This window comes from Arthrobacter sp. 05N429, from assembly GCF_056397045.1.
Genome location: NZ_JBFTMQ010000001.1, coordinates 37976 through 54844, shown reverse-complemented (window position 1 = coordinate 54844; position 16869 = coordinate 37976). Strand labels below are relative to the sequence as shown.

Sequence of the window (16869 nt, the reverse complement as noted above, 5' to 3'; positions counted from 1 at the left end):
AAGTTTGAGGAATGCTCTTCCGTCTCACCAGCCACCTCCGCGCCCGGGCCGTCCGGCAGCGCGCACTTGGCGCCGCGGCGGGCGCCGCCGTCGTCCTGGCCGCCGCCGCGTGCTCTCCTGCCGTTTCGATCGAGTCAGCCGATGTGCCGGCGTGGAAGGCGACGGCGCTTCCGCCGGCCGACGGCATAGTGCTCGAAGAGGCGGGAAAGATCCTCAACCGGGACCCGATCGTCAAGACGGCAACCGGGATCGGGCCTGGCACCTACGTCCTGACCATAACCTGCGACGGCGGCGGCAAGGCTTTCTTCGATGTCTCCCTCGACGGCACCCGGCTGAGCGAGGCCGGAGCGGCCTGCAACGGAAGCCGCGAGACGGCACGCATCAAGGTTCCCGCGGCCGGGACGCTCCGGATCAGCACCTCGAGTGTTGATGCCCCCCTCATCTACGCCTACCAGTTGGTGCCCGCGGAATAGCAGCCGGGCCAAGGGCAGGACGCCGTGACTTGCGCCCCCGGCCCCGGCCGTTAGGCTCGGTGCATGTCTGCTACTGGGGGTATGCACCTGACGCGCCGCGCCGCCGGGTTGCTGGCGGTGGCCGCCGTCGCCGCGGGGCTGGCCGGGTGTGAATACGCGGACGACGGCGAACCGCCGGTGGCCGCTTCCAGCGCTCCCAACCGGTCATATCCGGCCAGGGCGCCGCTGCCGACCCGGGATCCGGCAGTCGTTGCCGCCGAATCCCGCAACCTGTTGGAACTCGGAGCCGTCCTCGACGGCTCGTCGGAGGACTACCTGTTCGGCGGATCGGGCGGGATCGGCGGCACCAGCAGCGCGGGGTTCTCGACGTCTGGCCCCGTTCGACAGGCCGGACAGTACAAGGTCACGGCGGCCTGCGTGGGGGTCCCGGATGCGCATTTGTCCGTCATCCAGGGGGCCCGGGAGGGCGGCACCCTCCTGGAGCTCAACCTCGACTGCGGCAGCGCGGCGGAAGCGCTGGTGGACCTGGTACCCGGGTCCGTCTCGGCACACCTCGTGCACTATGGCAGAGGCGCCCCAGTGCCCGGAACCGGGGCCGTCGCGGGGATCCGGATCGGCTTCAGCGGCCCCGGGCAGTAGGCGCCGGACCCGAACTGCCGGCTGGGCCGTTGGACTCTGGCGCCCGGCCCTGTGGAGGGTTACCGTCAGGCTATGCCCACAGTTCCGGTGTCGGGCGTGCCCCGGACCCGCACGGCATCCGCCGTGGGGATTCTCCTTGTGCTGATGCTGGCGCTGGCCGGCTGCGCCTACGAATATGACGACGGGTCAGCCAGCGGGACGGCGCCCGCCTCCGCCCCGGCTTTCACCGATCCGGCGCTGCCGCGGGATCCCGCCGTGAACCAGCCCGTCTCCGGTGCAGAGTTGGACGCGTGGGTGGCGCAGGTACTTCCACAATCCGAGGGGCAGGTTTTGCACACCAACTTCGGCATCCTGGAGGCCGAGGAAGAGCGGGAAGAGACCACGGCGAACCTGCCCGAGGGCAGCTACGCCCTGACCTTGGCCTGCCGGAGTCCGCGCCGGGTCTCGTTCAGCGTCAGCCTTGACGACGTCGAACTGGTGGATCTGAACCTGCGGTGCGGGACGTCACGCGTCAACGTGGTCTATCTGCCCGCAGACGTCACGCTCACCATCAAAGTGGAAGCCAAGGCGGGCGCCAACTTCGCGTACCGCGTGAGCCGGATCTGAAGTTTCACGGCCCGGCCCTCAGCCCCGGCAGCGGCCAGGGCACAGGGTTTCAGACCGCGCAGCCGTCCGGGCAGCGGAGCGTCTCCGGGCTGGCGGCGCAGTCCGGGCAGTACAGCGTGAGCGTGCGGCAGGACGCGTTGGAGCAGTTCTCAAACTTGCTGGTGGGCGCCGAACAGCGAACGCATTCGCCGATGGTCTTAGCGTCCTCGCTGAATTCCAGGTGCATGCGCTTGTCGAACACGTAGAGGGACCCCTCCCAGAGGCCCTGGTCCTTGAAGGTTTCGCCGTAGCGGACGATCCCGCCGTCGAGCTGGTAGACCTCCTTGAAACCGCGGTTCACCATGAGGCTGGACAGCACCTCGCAGCGGATGCCGCCGGTGCAGTAGGTGACCACCGGCTTGTCCTTGAGCGCGTCGTACTTGCCCGAGTCGAGTTCCCTGATGAAGTCGTGGGTGGTGGCCACGTCCGGGACGATCGCGTCCTTGAATTTGCCGATCTGGGCTTCGAAGCCGTTGCGGCCGTCAAAGAAGACGACCTCCTCGCCGGACTCCTTCCGCGCTTCCACGAGCTGGTGCAGTTCTGCGGGCTGGAGGTGCTTCCCGCCGCCGACGACGCCGTTGGCATCGACGTTGAGCTCTCCCGGGGCCCCGAAGGACACAATCTCGTCGCGGACCTTGACGCTCAGCCGGGGAAAGTCCGCGGCCCCGCCGTCGGACCATTTCACGTCGATGCCGTGGAAGCCCTTGTACTCCCGCGTCGTCTTCACGTATTGCTTGACCGCGTTCAGTTCGCCGCCGACAGTCGCGTTGATGCCGTCCTTGGAGATGATGATGCGGCCGGTCAGGCCGAGTTTCTCGCAGAGGGCGCGCTGCCAGAGCCGGATGGCATCCGGATCCGCGAGAGGGGTAAAGCCGTAAAAAAGCACAATTCTGTTCAGAGCCACGTTTTAAGGGTACTGGGTGGACCAAAGCAGGGCGGCCGGGCCCGGACCCGGACCGTTCGTTCTCGGGCCGGTGCCGTGATCCGGACCCGGCCTCGCCCGTTCCTGCGGGGCGGTCCGGTCACAATTGCGTAAGCAGGGCCTGTTCCCGGACCCGGCCCCTGTTGCTTGTGGCGGGGCTGGAATACGCTCATCACATGAGTCTTGAGGCCATGGTTGAAGACACTACCCATCTGCTGGAAGTCTGGGTCTCCGGTTGGGCTGGCTGCCGGGGATATGAGACACGCCGGGAGGGTCGGTTCCCTGCGGCCTTCAGGGCGGACACCACTCATGAATGGGAATATTTCGCCCACGATCCCTCCGAGGCGGAGTTCATCGCGCTGGCCGGCACCACCGCTGAAATACCGGCCCGCATCCTCACGATCCTCACGAATGACGTGGCTCGGTATACCTTCCTAGCCCAGCAGCACGGGCTGAATGTCACGTCAGCCTCGCAGACCATGATGATCGTGGACATGGAGACCCAGGACGCCGAGGATCCCTGGCTTCCGGATGATGACCTCCGGTGGGTGCCGTCCCGAACGGACGGTGTCCACCATGCCGTGGTCTACGCCGGAGACGAGGTGGCGGCGAGCGGGCGTGTGTTCGTGGTGGGCCACACCGCGATCTTCGACAAGATCGTCACGGAGCCCGGATACAAGCGCCGTGGCCTGGGAAGATTCATCATGCGGGCCCTCGCCGCCCAGGCTTTCGAGCACGACATCGAATCCGGGCTGCTGCTCGCGTCACTCGACGGGCAAAAACTGTATTCGCACCTCGGCTGGACCACGGTCTGCCATGTGCTGATGCTCTCCGCCTCGGATGAGGGCACCGACCTGTCCGTGGGCTGAGGCCTGGGCTGGCGGGTCCATTCCCCGGACGATTTGAGGCCGGGTGAAAGAATGTACGAGTGAACCCACATGAGTCCCTGATTCCTTTGCTGGGCCGCGGCCCGGACCCGGAACAGCTCCGTCATGTGCGCACCATCCCCGCCCGCCAGGCCGTGCACGCGCCATGGCCACAGTGGGCGCACCCCGATCTGGTGAACGCCTACGGTTCGCTCGGCATCCACGAGCCCTACCGCCACCAGATCCAGGCCGCCGAACTCGCCCACGCCGGCGAGCACGTGGTGATCGCCACCGGCACCGCCTCCGGGAAATCGCTGGCCTACCAGCTGCCGGCGCTGGACGCGGTCCACCGCTCGGAGCTGCGCGTCCTCGCCGATCCGGGCAAGATCCACGACGACGGAGCCGTCACCCTCTATCTGTCCCCCACCAAGGCCCTCGCGGCGGACCAGCTGGCCGCCATCCGGGCGCTGCAGCTCCCCACCGTCCGGGCCGAGACCTACGACGGCGACACCGACCCGGCGTCCCGCCGGTGGATCCGGGACCACGCGAACTTCATCCTGGCCAACCCGGACATGCTGCACTTCGGGATCCTGCCCAACCACGCCTGGTGGGCCCGGTTCTTCCGCCGGCTGCGCTACGTGATCGTGGACGAGGCCCACAGCTACCGCGGCGTCTTCGGATCCCACGTCGCCAACCTGATGCGCCGGCTGCGGCGCATCTGCGCCTACTACAGCCCGGACGGGTCCGGGCCGGTGTTCATCGCAGCTTCCGCCACGGCGTCCGAGCCCGGGACTTCCTTCGGCCGGCTCATCGGCGCTCCGGTGAATGCCGTGTCCGAGGACTCCTCGCCGCACGGCGCCACCACGGTCGCGTTCTGGGAGCCTGCCCTGACCGAGCTCCGCGGCGAGAATGGGGCCAAGGAGCGACGCACGGCTGTCGCGGAAACCGCGGACCTGCTGGCCAATCTGGTGTCCTCGCGGGTGCGGACCATCGCCTTCATCAAATCCCGGCGCGGCGCCGAGACCATTGCCACCATCACCAAACGCCTCCTCGACGAGGTGGACCCCAGTCTGCCGCAGCGGGTCGCGGCCTACCGCTCCGGCTACCTGCCCGAGGAACGCCGGGCCCTGGAGAAGTCGCTGCGCTCCGGTGAATTGCTGGGCGTCTCCAGCACATCGGCCCTGGAACTGGGCATCGATATTTCCGGCCTCGACGCGGTGCTGGTGGCCGGGTGGCCGGGGACCCGCGCGTCGTTGTTCCAGCAGATCGGCCGCGCCGGCCGGGCCGGGCAGGATGCCATCGCCGCGTTCGTAGCGAGCGACGACCCGCTGGACACCTACCTGGTGAACCACCCCGAGGCGATCTTCGACGTCTCGGTGGAGGCCACGGTCTTCGATCCTTCCAATCCCTATGTGCTGGGCCCGCACTTGTGTGCCGCCGCCGCGGAACTGCCGCTGGGAAACGCCGAGCTGGACCTGTTCGGCGCCACGTCCGAGAAATTGCTGGACCAGCTGGTGGCCCAGGGCTACCTGCGCCGGCGCCCTGCCGGATGGTTCTGGACCCACCCGCAAAGCGCCGCGGCCATGGTGAACCTGAGGGCCGACGGCGGCGGCCCGGTGAGCATTGTGGATGCCGACACCGGGTCACTGCTCGGGACCATGGATTCCCCGCAGACGCACTACCAGGCCCACACGGGCGCCATCTACGTCCACCAGGGCGAGAGCTATGTAGTGGAAGACCTGAACGAGGACGATCACTGCGTGGTGGTGCGCCGCGCGAACCCGGACTACTACACCACAGCCCGCGACGTGACCCAGATCGAAGTGCTCGAGACGCTGCGCACCACCGAGTGGGGCGATGTGGCGGTGCATTTCGGTGATGTGAAGGTAACAACGCAGGTGGTTTCCTTCCAGCGCAAGGCCCTGATTTCGAACGAGATCCTCGGGGAGGAACCGCTTCAGCTTGGTGCCCGGGACCTGTTCACCAAGGCCGTGTGGTTCGTCGTGGACAACCGATCGCTGACCGGTGCGGGGCTGATCGAGGCACAATTCCCCGGCGCACTGCACGCTGCGGAACACGCGGCGATCGGCCTTCTGCCCCTGGTTGCCTCCAGCGACCGCTGGGACATCGGCGGCGTGTCCACGGCCATCCACGCCGACACCGGGGTGCCGACCATCTTTGTCTATGACGGCCACCCCGGCGGGGCAGGCTTCGCCGAGCGAGGCTACGAAAAGGCCAGGGTCTGGCTCGCCGCCACCCGGGACGCGATCGAGGCCTGCGAGTGCGAGTCCGGCTGCCCGTCCTGTGTGCAGTCGCCCAAGTGCGGCAACAAGAACAACCCCCTCGACAAGGACGCCGCCGTAACCCTTATCGACGTGCTGCTCAAGGACGCGACAGACCAGATGCAGACCGCGTTGCCGGACCACGCCGGGACACCGCTGCAGGCCTAACCGCGCCAACGGACGCAGCGGTGTCGCGGCGAAGACCGCCGGTCCGGCACCAGGGGCCCGCAAGGGCCAGCCCGGATGTTTGGCACCGCCAGACGGCGGCAGCAGGCACGGCTCAGGGCGGCGGCCCGGCTCTGGCCAGGCCGGTGGCCCCGCCCCAGGCCGTATGGGTATCGAGTTCCGTGCGGACCTGCACTGTGCTCCCGGGTCCTTCCAGACAGCTCAGGACCCTGGCCCCATTCCGGCGCGCGACGTCCGCGGCGACGGCGCATGGCTCTCCGGGTGTGATCGCCCGGGCAGCATCGGCCGCGGCCAGGGCCGCCAAATCTGCGGCGGCCGCCGCCCGGAACGCCATCGCAGCCGACTGTGCCAGCAGCACGATCAGGACCGCCGCGGCGAGGACCAGCATCCCCAGCCCCAGCGCCAGGACGGTTCCGGCGCCGCGTTCCGGGGATTCCTGGGGTTCCGGGTGCGAGCACTCCGGGGATTCCGGGTGCCCCAAGCACTCCAGGGCTTCCGGGTGTCCCGAGCACTCCGGGTGCCTGCCCGGAGTGTGTATGCGCGGGTGCGGGTGGATCATCCGGCGAGGCCCTGCACTTGATTGCTCCCAGTCCGGGGAACCGTGGCCGCCGCTGAAGGGCCGGACGATTCGCCCCGTACCCAGGCGCGGGCCGAGAGAGTCCAGGGAAGGAGCGAACCGACGGCACCGGGAACCCTGTCCGAGACCGTCACGCTGAGCCACTCGCCGTCGGACGCCACGGCTGATGCCGCTGCGTTGCCCGCGAGCCGGCGGACGATCACGTCCACCGCTGCGGCATCGTCACCCCGGGCCAACGCACGGGCGCCGGCCCGGGCCGCTTCCTCCAGGCGAAGCTGCGTGACTCCCGCCGCAGAGCCGGCCAGCAGGAGTGCCAGCAGGAGCAGGACGGCGGGCAGCGCGACCGCGAATTCGGCCGTCACAGCGCCGCGGCACGGTCCGCCGGCAGCGCCCGGCCGGCCGCGGGCGCTCGCGGCAGCGGGCGGAGCCGCCGCTGCCCGCTCCATTCTCCCCGGCGGCCGACGGGGGCTCATGGCAGGGCGAGCGCCGTGCGGATGAGGTTCAGCAGAAAGCCCCGGACCTCATCACTGCGCATGATGAAGACGAGGATGCCGGCAAACCCGACGGCGGCGAGCGTGGCGATGGCGTATTCCGCCGTCGCCATTCCTCCCTCGGAGCCAAACAGCTTTCCCGGCCTTCGCGCCCGGAACGGGCCGGCAGTACTGGCTCCCGGATAAATTTCGCGGACCTCAGCGTTGTCCGGTTCGGCGTGGACCATCTGGGCAGTGCGGGCGGGCTCAAAGTACTGGGCTGGCATGGGACTTTCCTTTCCTCGGATTCCGGCGGGACCGCCGGCACTCTCCACTGTTCCGGCCGGGTGGGCGGCTGGTAAGGGGCGCTTCCTGCCAAGTGGAAAAGGTCCGGCCCAGGCAGCCTGTGGGGGAAAGCTCATGGCCAGCGGGTACCGCTCCATTGCAGGATCAGCCCGGCCGGATGCGTCCGGCCTGATGCGTCCGGCAGGATCGACGTGTCAGGATCAGCCCGGCAGCATCGCCAGCAGCACAGGAACCACGCCGAGGCAGACGAACGCCGGCAGCGAACACAGGCCGAGCGGCACCACGAGCTTCACGCCCAGGGCTGCGGCCTGTTTCTCCGCGGTCCGGAACCGTTCGCGGCGCAGGCGTGCCGCCTGGGCGTACAGGATGGCGGAGGACGGGGCTCCTGTGAGCGCGGCAAACCCCAGGGCATCACGCAGGGCAAGAAGTCCCGGCGACCGGATGCCGGAGCCGCGCCAGGCTGTGTCCCAGTCGGCACCAATGGCGAGCGCCGCCACGACCGGCCGCAGCGAACCCCGGACCTCTGGGGTTGCCAGCTCTGCAGTCAGTGCCAGGGCACGGCCAAGACCGGCTCCCGCGTCGAGCATTGCGCCGATCAGTTCCAGCATCATTGCCACATCACGGAGCCCGGTCCCGGGCACGCCGGGTTCCCCGGATGGCCCGTCACCGCCTTGTGTACCGTTCAATATGCCGGCGTCCGGAGCAGGCAGCGCCCGGCGCCTGAGCCGCCGTCTGGCGATGCCGCGGCCGGAGAACGCAGTGAAGGCTGCGATCGCCAGGATCGCCATCACCGCACAGCCCGCGGCGACTGCCGTCACGGCTGCAGTCCCTCCGCCGCCCGGACGAGCCGCGCCGACCAGAACCGACCCGCCGCTGTGAGTGCCAGGCCTGCCACGAGCGCCGCCACACCCCAGGGGTTTGCCAGCAAGACCTCGGCCGGGTCCACGCCGAGCAGCAAACCCAGGCCAAGACCGAGGAACGGCAGCCATGTCAGCAGCCGCACGGTTGCGCGGGGGCCGGCCAGTGCCGTCTGGCGCGCGGCCTCGGCGTCGTCCTCCGCCTCAAGCTGGGCGGCGAATCTTGTCAACACGTCCGCCAGCGGGCAGCCGGTGGCTTCGGCAACATCAAAGCATGCGGCGAGCTGAAACCAGACACGTCGCTCGGACACCCCCTGGCCCGCACCCCTGTCCTGGGTCGCCCCGGCTGCGCGGCCGGCAGCAGCCGCACCGGCAGAGCGGATGGCGGCTCCCACGGGAGACCCGCGCATCGCGGCCGCACGGGCTGCCGCGAGCATCCGCACGGATCCCGGCGCCAGCACCGGGGCCCGGCCGGGCAGTGGCTCCCCGGACAAGGCCGCGGCGGGACCGGCCACATGCAGGAGCCACAGCTCGTCCCACAGCCGCGCGGGAGTGCGGCCGCCCTTCAGCAGGGCCGCCAACTGCTGCACGAGCACGTTCATCGAAACCGCCGGAGCCTTCCGGCGTCGCCATCGGTACACCAGGCCGGTTCCTGCCGGCGGGCCGGCTGGAGCCCCACGTCGTGCGCCAGTCAACGCCACGCGAATCCGGTGTCGTGGGGCACCCGCCCGCGAAAACGCCAGGAACACCGCGAGCGCAAGGACGCACACGAGGGCGGCCGTCATGCCATTCCCCCGCCCGGATCCTTCCGCACCGCTTCTTTCGAAAGCCGTGCTGATCCGGCGACGCCGGGTGTGTCCATCCCGTCGGCAGACGGCCTGCCGGGACCCGGCCCGTCGTGAGCCACTCTGCCGGGGTCCAACCCGAGGCGGACCGCCAGCAGGGGCCAGGCCGGCCCAGCCCGGACGGCCCCGCCGCAGATGTCCAGCGCCGAACCGACCACCAGCCCGGCAGGGCCGTCCTCCAGCACGCCGATGCCGGCCACAGCCCGCCCCTCGTCCAGCCGTTCCACGTGGACCACAGCGTCGAGGGCGCTGGCCGCCTGCAGGCGCACCGCGTCCTGCCCCATCCCCGCCAGCGCCCCCAGCGCGGCCAGCCGTGCGGGCACGTCGGCAGCGGTGTTGGCGTGGATGGTTCCGCCGCCTCCGCTGTGGCCCGTGTTCATGGCGGCCAGCAGTTCCCGTACTTCGGCACCGCGGCACTCCCCCACCACCAGCCGGTCCGGCCGCATCCTCAGTGACTGCCGCACGAGCTCGCCCAGGTCCACGACGCCGCCACCTTCAAGGTTGCCGTGCCGCGCCTCCAGCGAGACAACGTGCGGGTGGACGGGGTTCAGCTCCGCGGCGTCTTCGATCAGGACCAGTCGCTCGCCCGGCGGACACAGGCCGAGGAGCGTGGCGAGCAGCGTGGTCTTCCCCGACCCGGTGGCGCCGCTGATCAGGAAGCTCAAGCGGTGTGCGACCATCCGTTCCAGCACGGCCTGCACCAGTGCCCCGAACATTCCGTTCCGCCGCAACTGGTCCATGGAGAAGACCCGTTCACGCCGGATCCTGATGCTCAGGAGTGTCCCCGCGGTGGAAATCGGCGGCAGGACGGCATGGACCCGGAAGCCGCCGTCGAGCCTGATATCGACGCAGGGCGAACCGTCGTCGAGCCGCCGCCCGCCGGCTGCCACCAGCCGCGCCGCCAGCGCACGGACCTGCGGCTCGCCGGAGAACGACACAGGCGCCTTTTCGAGTCCGTCCCCGCGGTCCAGCCAGACGGCACCCGGGCCGTTCACGAAGATATCTGTCACCGCAGGGTCCCGGACCAGCACCTGCAGTGGTCCCAGGCCGTTCAATTCCGCGCTGATGCCCTCGACGGCGGCCAGCGCGCCGGCCGTCCCCAGCAGGCGTCCACTCGCTTGGACTGCGGCAGCCACGCGCGACGGCGTCACCGGGCCCGCATCGGACATCACGGATTCCCGGACCGACTCCAGCAGCCGCGCGTCAACGGAGGCGCGGGCCGGTGCCCGGTACCGCGGGATGCCTGGGCCGGCCCCGGCGTCCGGGGGTCCCGGCGCAGAATGGGCGGCGCTCATGGTGTGGGTCCTGCGCCGAAGTCGAGGACCATCCCGGCAAACCGCCGCACGCTGCGCTGCCGTCCGGCGTCGAGCAGCCTCCCGGCCTCCGTGGCGGCTGCGGCCCGCCGGACGTCCGGCACGATCCCGGCCAGGGGCAGCCCGACAGACTCGGCTATCAGCCCTGCATCCAGTGAGGCCCCGGATTTGCCCCGCACCACGAGCACCGTGTCCACCGGAGGAAGGTCCTGCAGGAGCCGGGCCGTTGCCACGGTCGCCCGCAGCAGAGCGGGGGCAACGACGATCATCCGGTCGCAGTCCCACGCGAAAGTCCGCAGCGTTTCACGTCCCCGGCCGATGTCCACGACCACCAGCTCGTAGCCGCGCCGGGCGGCGTCCAGCACTCCGGCCACGACGGCGTGGTCCACTCCGCTGTGGCGCTCCTTGTTCCCGGGCCAGGACAGGAACGGGAATCCCCCGGCAAGCGGCAGGGAATCGGCGAGCTGGCGGGGATCGATCGTGCCGCTGGCGTCGGCCAGGTCCGGCCAGCGGAGCCCGGCCGTTTCCTCGGCGGCGAGCGCCAGTTCCAGTCCCCCGCCCCACGGGTCTCCGTCCACGAGCAGGACCCGCACACCCTCCCGGGCGGCGGCATGGGCCAGCCAGACAGCGGCCGTGCTGGCCCCGGCGCCGCCGCAGCCGCCGACAATCCCAAGGACCAGCCCGCCCGGCTCGGGAGTCCGGGCGCGGCTGAGATACTCCGCGAGCCAGGTAGCGGCCTCCGGCAACACTGCGACGCGTTCAGCTCCGATGGCAGCCGCCAGCTGCCACAGGCGGTCGCCGTCTCCATTGAGTCCAACGAGGACAGCCGGCGACCGTCCCCGCGGCGGCAACTCGTGGATATCGCTGCCGAGCAGCACCACCGCGGCCGTGTCCCAGAACTGCGCCGCCTCCCTGATGGTCCCGACCGTCCGCAGCTGGCCGCCGGACGCCGCCACGATCCGCTCCACCTCACCGCGCAGCAGCCCGTGCCCCGTCACCAGCAGTATCTCCGGCGACCCGTCCGGAATCCACGGCCCGGACTCTGGCCCGCCCCCGGCCCCAGGGCCTGGCAGCGGGCCAGACCCTTGAGTTGCTAGCTGGTGCCTGCTCATGCGGCCACTCTTCCCGTCCCACTGACCTGCCATAACCCGTGCCGGCGGCTATGTGGACAAGCCCGTGAACGGGTCCATGGACAAGGCACTCCGCGCCGCAGGGCAGAATTGACCCTATGTACCTGTTGCTCGCCGCCCACGCTGACGGCGCAGCCCTCCAGGAACTCACCGCAGACGGCGCCCCGCACCCGGGCGCACCCGGCCTGAAGGTCGTCAGCGCCGCCGAGCTGGCCGGCGTCGTGCGCGCACTCGAACAGCGGCGGCCGCGCTGGATCTGGCACCGCACCCAGGACTGGTACCCCGCCCTGCTGGCCGCCGGCGTGGAGCTGGAACGCTGCTACGACCTCACGTTGTGTGGGGCGATCCTGGCGCACTCGGAGTTCACTGCCCACACCGCATACGCGCAGAACGCGGAGAAACTGACCCAGGACGACGAACTGCAGCAGCCGCCCCGCGCGCTGCAGCCCCCACCCCCGCCGGCCGACCAGGGTGCCCTGTTTGATGATCCCGGCTGGCGCAAGGCGCCCCGGCACAGCCCCGAGGACCTCCGCGCCGAATACGCCGCCCAGCAGGACGCCCTCAGCCAGGCGGGAGGGGCCGGCGTCGAACGCCACAGCGACAACCGCAGGCAGCGCCTCCAGCTCCTGCTCGCCGCCGAGTCCGCCGGCGCCATGATCGCCGCCGAAATGCAGCACACCGGCGTGCCGTGGCGGGAGGAACTGCATGAGCAGATCCTGGCCGATTACCTCGGCCCCCGGCCTCCCCAGGGGCACCGCCCGGCCAAGCTGGAAGCGCTGACCGCCGAGCTGCGGCAGCTGCTGAATTCGCCCGCGCTGAACCCGGACTCCCCTCAGGAGCTCATGCGCGCGCTGCACCGGAACGGCATCGAGGTGAAGACGACCCGGCAGTGGGAACTGAAGGAATCCAGCCACCCGGCAATCGACCCGCTTCTGGCTTTCAAGAAGCTCTCCCGCCTGCACGCCGCCAACGGCTGGGCCTGGCTTGATGCCTGGGTAAAGAACGGCCGGTTCCAGCCGGAGTACGTGGTGGGCGGGGTGGTCTCCGGCCGCTGGGCTTCCCGGGGCGGCGGGGCGCTGCAGATTCCGCGCCAGATCCGGGGCGCCGTCCATGCCGATCCTGGACACAAGCTGATCGTCGCCGACGCCTCCCAGCTTGAGCCCCGCGTGCTCGTGGCGCTTGCGCAGGATGCCAAGATGGCCGAGGCTGCGCGCGACAAGGACCTGTATGCGGGCATCGCCGCGCAGGGTTTCGGCGGCGACCGCGCCAAGGCGAAGGTGGCGCTGCTTGGGGCCATCTACGGGGCCACAACCGGCGAGTCCGGCCGCCTGATGCCGCAGCTGACCCGCACCTATCCGCGTGCCGTGGGCTACGTGGAACAGGCCGCCCGCGAGGGTGAGGCCGGACGGACCGTCACGTCACGGCTGGGCCGCAGCAGCCCGCCGCCGTCCGGACGCTGGCTGCAAAGCCAGCAGTCGACCAGCGCCGAAGAACAGCGCCGCGCCGATTCGCTCGCCCGCTCGCGCGGCCGGTTCACCCGCAACTTCGTGGTCCAGGGTTCCGCGGCGGACTGGGCGGCCTGCTGGCTGGCAGAACTGCGACGGCGGCTCCGCACCATGCGTGCGGACGGCACCCCCGCCGGGGAACTGGTCTTCTTTCTCCACGATGAAGTCATGGTCCATTGCCCCGAAGCCGCGGTGGCCGACTGCATCCGGGCCATCGAGGAGGCCGCCAACGCCGCCAAGGAACTGCTGTTCGGCAGGATCCCGGTGGAATTCCCGGTCAGCGTGGCGGTCGTGGACTCCTACGACAACGCCAAATAGTGCTTGTGACTCGCCCGACGTAACGTACCCGTCGGTAGCGTTGTGCCCTCGTGTGACGGCGGTTACGCTCGAAAAGGCCGGTGCTTGAACCGATAGTCATCGGCCGTGCAACGACGCACATTTCTTGGGGAGGCAGCACCTTGGCTGGCATTTTTGAGATCGCCATGGCCGGCGAGAAGAAGTACTTCTTCAAGCTGACGGCATCCGACGGAACGGTGGTCGCCGTTTCACCACTGTTCAACACGATTAAGGGCGCCGCCGCGGGCATCAACGCCGTGCGGGAAAACGCCGCGACCGGGCTGGTGGTCGACAAGTCCCGCGCCTTAGCCGTCTAGCCTGCTCCAGGTATCGACGCTGAGCAAGCTGGTGCGGTCCCAGGGGACCGCCCACCCCAGCTGCTCGAAGAGCTGGTTGAGAATCATCCCGGTGAAGCCCCAGACCACCACGTCGTTGACGGTGAATGCGGGGCTGTGGAACGTCTGCCCGGCCCGGGTCACGGTGGCCATCACGCGGTTGTCCGGGTCCAGCAGGTCCCGGACCGGGACCCGGAAGACCTGGGAAGACTCGCCGTAGTCCACCACGCGAACGGGTGACTGGGACGCCCACCAGCCGAGGACCGGCGTCACCAGGAAGTTGCCGCGCGGAAGCGCCAGTTCCGGCATCACGCCGAGGACCTCGACGCCGGCCGGGTCCAGCCCGGTTTCTTCTTCCGCTTCCCGCAGGGCGGCGTCGGTGACGGATTCGCCCGGGTCGATGCCACCGCCTGGGAAGGCAACTTGCCCCGGATGGTCGTCCAGGGTCTGGGCGCGCTGCAGCAGCAGGACATCCAGATCAGCCGGGGCAAGGACCTTGACCGAGGCCGCCGGGACATCATCGAGCGAGCCGAAGAGCATCAGCACGGCCGCCCGGCGGACGCGGTCCCCGGGCTCGACAGCGAGTTCGCGCCAGCGCGGATCAGGTGGCGGCGCTGTTCCGGCCTCCACCGCGGCCACCAGGTCGATGAGGTCCTGACGGGCCGTCACCGCGGCTTCCTCTGGGATTCCATTCGGATCTCCGCGGCCCGGTGCGTCTCTGCGAGGAGCTTCGACAGCAACTCCTCCTGTCCCGGTGCCAGTTCGTACTTCAGCAGCTTCTTCGCCTTCTCAGGGTCCGTCTCGCCCATGCCGTAGCTCGGGCACCAGTTCGCCACCGCACACGCCCCGCAGGCCGGCTTGCGGGAATGGCACACGCGCCGGCCATGGAACACCACCCGGTGCGAGAGCATGGTCCAGTCCCTCGGTTCGAACAGTTCGCCGACGTCGGACTCGACCTTTACCGGGTCCTCAGAATCCGTCCAGCCGAAGCGCTTGGCGAGACGGCCAAAGTGGGTATCCACCGTGATGCCGGGGATGCCAAAGGCGTTTCCGAGCACCACGTTTGCGGTCTTCCGCCCGACGCCGGGAAGCGTCACCAGATCAGCGAGCCTGCCGGGCACCTCGCCGTCGTACTCATCCACCAGCCGGTTGCACAGCGCCATCAGGTTCCTGGTCTTGGCCCGGAAGAACCCGGTGGGCTTGATGATGGCCTCCAGCTCGGCCGGGTCCGCCTCCGCCATGCTCCGCGCGTCCGGATAGCGGCCGAACAGCAGGGGCGTGATCGCGTTGACCGTGACATCGGTGGTCTGCGCGGACAGCACCGTGGCCACCACCAGCTCGAACGGACTGCGGAAATCGAGTTCCGCGTGCGCATACGGGTACTGCTCCGCCAGCGCCTTGTTGATCCGGCGGGCACGCCGCTTGAGGCCCAGCAGGGACTCCCCCGCTGCCCGCGGTCCGGCGGTCTTGGTCCCGGCGCTTTTGCGGCCGGTGCTTTTGGCGCCGCCCGGCGCTGCACCACGACTGGCGACCGGTGCAGCGTCCGAAGGGGCGTCGCCTGTCGCTGCGCTGCCGGCGGCCGGAATGCTGGAGTCGGTGGCCACCGGGCCGGCTAACCGCGTTCGATGTTGCTGAGGTCCCGGAGCACGCCAACGCGGCCGTCGGTGTGCTGGACCAGGAACTCGTGGCCCCGGTCCTCCAGGGCAAGCACCCAGCCGCCGGGCTCGATCACGAAGGCCGTTGCTCCGCTGTGCTCATCCATGGCGGTGCGGGGCTGGGCGACTGCGAACCAGAATGCCTCGTGGACCGGCTGGACGTCGTCTTCCTCGGGTCGGCTTGCGGGGTCGACGGTGGCGCCGATCGGCTCCTGCTGGCGCACCTGCGGGTTCACGGTGGTGGGGGCGCTGTGGCTTGAGGCGGCCGGAACCTCGGCGGCCCGGGTGTCCTCGGCAGCAGCGGCGGCCCGGGCCTGCGCGTCCGGCGCCTGATCGCCTGCGGGTGAGTTTGCGGCGGGAGGCACGACGGCGGCGGCCTGGGTCTGCTCGGCGGCGGACGGTGCCGCCGGGGCGGACGCTGCAGGCACGACGGCGGCGGCCTGGGTTTCCGGGGAACTGACCACCGGGTTGGGCGCGGCGGACTGGGCCGGTGCTTGCTGGGCCGCAGGCGGCGTCGAAGCTGCGGAGCCGGCCGCGGCACCGGAGGCTGCGGCCGCGCCCGCTGCGCCGGCGGCGGCACCGAACGACTCGTAGCCGCGCGGGGTCGCGTCCTTGGCAGACTGCCCACCCGGGGTCATCCGCTTCGCCCAGCCTGCGACGGCGCTGGTGCCGGCGGCCTTGGGCGCCTTCTCGTCCGCGGCCTCTTTCGGGGCCTTGGGGGCACGGGGCTTGCGGACGGGGACCGCCGATTCACGGGCCACAATATGGGCCGGCACCTCTGCGCGGTCCAGGAAGTCGCCGGCGAAGACGGGGATCAGGCGGCCCAGCACGGTGGCCGCGAGGAGCCCGAGGGCCCCGACAAGGGCCAGTAACATGCTGGGCACGAATGCGCCCGCGATGGACAGGAAGAAGAACGCAACGGCGAAGGACGCCACCACAGAGCCGAACTGGTCTACGGAAAGGGAGCCGACCCGCATCTTCGTTGCGGGACTGACGCGGCGCGCCACGAACAGTGCGGCAACGATCACCGGGAGGATGATCCCGAGGCCCAGGAAGAACAGGCTGCCCAGGTTCCACAGGTTGTAGCGGACGGCAAACATCGGGATCAGCGAGGCCACAAAGAGAATCAGGGTCGAGCCGAAAACGGTGAGATCACGGATGGTGAAGGGCCCAAGGACCGCTTCGTTCTTTTTGCCGGCAGTCTTGCTGTTGGCCTTGTCCACCGTGAAGCGGGGCGCTTCCCCGTAGCCGGCGGGCCGTTCCGCTCCACCGTTGCCCTGGCTCTGGGCGGGCTGCTTGAGCTGCCCGTTTGCTTGCTCGTTCATTCGGTTCTCCTTAGCACGGCGGCACTCTGGACAGCACCGTCTAACGGCAGCCGAGCAGGGACCGCGAGCGGTCCCGTCGCCTCCATCGGATGTCACAACTTCATCTCAGCCTAGTCAAGTGGCTGGCCGATCACTAGCTGACAAGCCGGGGACAGCGGCACGAAACCATGCCGGGCATCCCGGTGCCGCGGCTCCCGGCGTG

18 protein-coding genes are annotated in these 16869 nt (G+C 69.9%); 7 read left to right on the top strand and 11 right to left on the bottom strand.

What is annotated here, in order from left to right:
• Positions 1–11: 11 nt before the first annotated feature.
• The 3 genes from AC1DF4_RS00270 to AC1DF4_RS00260 all read left to right on the top strand — a co-directional run bounded on the left by AC1DF4_RS00270 (position 12) and on the right by AC1DF4_RS00260 (position 1718).
• Positions 12–473 (top strand): hypothetical protein, encoded by a 462-nt coding sequence (locus AC1DF4_RS00270; RefSeq protein ID WP_476911024.1) that lies wholly within the window; start codon positions 12–14, stop codon positions 471–473.
• Positions 474–536: 63 nt separating this feature from the next.
• Positions 537–1112 carry a hypothetical protein gene (locus AC1DF4_RS00265; protein ID WP_476911023.1) on the top strand — a complete coding sequence of 192 codons (576 nt, stop codon included), beginning with the start codon at positions 537–539 and terminating at the stop codon, positions 1110–1112.
• Positions 1113–1184: 72 nt separating this feature from the next.
• Positions 1185–1718, top strand: coding sequence for a DUF6023 family protein (locus AC1DF4_RS00260; protein WP_476911022.1), 534 nt, complete (start codon positions 1185–1187; stop codon positions 1716–1718).
• 49 nt (positions 1719–1767) lie between these two features.
• On the opposite strand, the gene trhO is transcribed toward AC1DF4_RS00260, so the two are convergent.
• On the bottom strand, positions 1768–2661 hold the full coding sequence (trhO, locus tag AC1DF4_RS00255) for an oxygen-dependent tRNA uridine(34) hydroxylase TrhO (RefSeq protein ID WP_476911021.1): 894 nt from the start codon (positions 2659–2661) through the stop codon (positions 1768–1770).
• 194 nt (positions 2662–2855) lie between these two features.
• Here trhO and AC1DF4_RS00250 point away from each other — a divergent pair, with 194 nt between their 5' ends.
• On the top strand, positions 2856–3548 hold the full coding sequence (locus AC1DF4_RS00250; protein ID WP_476911020.1) for a GNAT family N-acetyltransferase: 693 nt from the start codon (positions 2856–2858) through the stop codon (positions 3546–3548).
• A 59-nt stretch (positions 3549–3607) separates the two neighbouring features.
• Positions 3608–5995, top strand: a complete 2388-nt coding sequence (locus AC1DF4_RS00245; RefSeq protein ID WP_476911019.1) for a DEAD/DEAH box helicase — start codon at positions 3608–3610, stop codon at positions 5993–5995.
• 112 nt (positions 5996–6107) lie between these two features.
• Here the strand turns inward: AC1DF4_RS00245 and AC1DF4_RS00240 are convergent, their stop codons facing one another.
• From AC1DF4_RS00240 to ssd, 7 genes are all read right to left on the bottom strand, one after another.
• Positions 6108–6401, bottom strand: coding sequence for an Rv3654c family TadE-like protein (locus AC1DF4_RS00240; protein ID WP_476911606.1), 294 nt, complete (start codon positions 6399–6401; stop codon positions 6108–6110).
• A gap of 167 nt (positions 6402–6568) precedes the next feature.
• Entirely contained in the window at positions 6569–6952 is a 384-nt protein-coding gene (locus AC1DF4_RS00235; protein ID WP_476911018.1) for a TadE family type IV pilus minor pilin, read from the bottom strand.
• 107 nt (positions 6953–7059) lie between these two features.
• Positions 7060–7368 (bottom strand): DUF4244 domain-containing protein, encoded by a 309-nt coding sequence (locus AC1DF4_RS00230; RefSeq protein ID WP_476911605.1) that lies wholly within the window; start codon positions 7366–7368, stop codon positions 7060–7062.
• 198 nt (positions 7369–7566) lie between these two features.
• Positions 7567–8154, bottom strand: coding sequence for a type II secretion system F family protein (locus AC1DF4_RS00225; RefSeq protein WP_476911604.1), 588 nt, complete (start codon positions 8152–8154; stop codon positions 7567–7569).
• A 26-nt stretch (positions 8155–8180) separates the two neighbouring features.
• Positions 8181–9008 (bottom strand): type II secretion system F family protein, encoded by an 828-nt coding sequence (locus AC1DF4_RS00220; protein ID WP_476911017.1) that lies wholly within the window; start codon positions 9006–9008, stop codon positions 8181–8183.
• Positions 9005–10363, bottom strand: a complete 1359-nt coding sequence (locus AC1DF4_RS00215) for a TadA family conjugal transfer-associated ATPase (protein ID WP_476911016.1) — start codon at positions 10361–10363, stop codon at positions 9005–9007. The genes AC1DF4_RS00220 and AC1DF4_RS00215 overlap by 4 nt, the downstream gene beginning before the upstream one ends.
• Positions 10360–11379 (bottom strand): septum site-determining protein Ssd, encoded by a 1020-nt coding sequence (gene ssd, locus AC1DF4_RS00210; RefSeq protein ID WP_476911015.1) that lies wholly within the window; start codon positions 11377–11379, stop codon positions 10360–10362. The genes AC1DF4_RS00215 and ssd overlap by 4 nt, the downstream gene beginning before the upstream one ends.
• Positions 11380–11609: 230 nt before the next feature.
• Between ssd and AC1DF4_RS00205 the strand changes: the two genes are divergently transcribed.
• Positions 11610–13334, top strand: coding sequence for a bifunctional 3'-5' exonuclease/DNA polymerase (locus AC1DF4_RS00205; protein ID WP_476911014.1), 1725 nt, complete (start codon positions 11610–11612; stop codon positions 13332–13334).
• Positions 13335–13474: 140 nt separating this feature from the next.
• Positions 13475–13669, top strand: coding sequence for a YegP family protein (locus tag AC1DF4_RS00200; RefSeq protein ID WP_441406437.1), 195 nt, complete (start codon positions 13475–13477; stop codon positions 13667–13669).
• Here the strand turns inward: AC1DF4_RS00200 and AC1DF4_RS00195 are convergent.
• The 3 genes from AC1DF4_RS00195 to AC1DF4_RS00185 all read right to left on the bottom strand — a co-directional run bounded on the left by AC1DF4_RS00195 (position 13658) and on the right by AC1DF4_RS00185 (position 16667).
• Positions 13658–14356 carry an NUDIX hydrolase gene (locus tag AC1DF4_RS00195; RefSeq protein WP_476911013.1) on the bottom strand — a complete coding sequence of 233 codons (699 nt, stop codon included), beginning with the start codon at positions 14354–14356 and terminating at the stop codon, positions 13658–13660. The two genes, AC1DF4_RS00200 and AC1DF4_RS00195, sit on opposite strands and share 12 nt — an antisense overlap.
• The gene (gene nth / locus AC1DF4_RS00190; RefSeq protein WP_476911603.1) at positions 14353–15123 is read right to left on the bottom strand and encodes an endonuclease III; all 771 of its coding nucleotides are present in this window, start codon (positions 15121–15123) and stop codon (positions 14353–14355) included. Before nth ends, AC1DF4_RS00195 begins: the two co-directional genes overlap by 4 nt.
• 176 nt (positions 15124–15299) lie before the next feature.
• Positions 15300–16667 carry a hypothetical protein gene (locus AC1DF4_RS00185; protein ID WP_476911012.1) on the bottom strand — a complete coding sequence of 456 codons (1368 nt, stop codon included), beginning with the start codon at positions 16665–16667 and terminating at the stop codon, positions 15300–15302.
• Positions 16668–16869 lie beyond the last annotated feature (202 nt).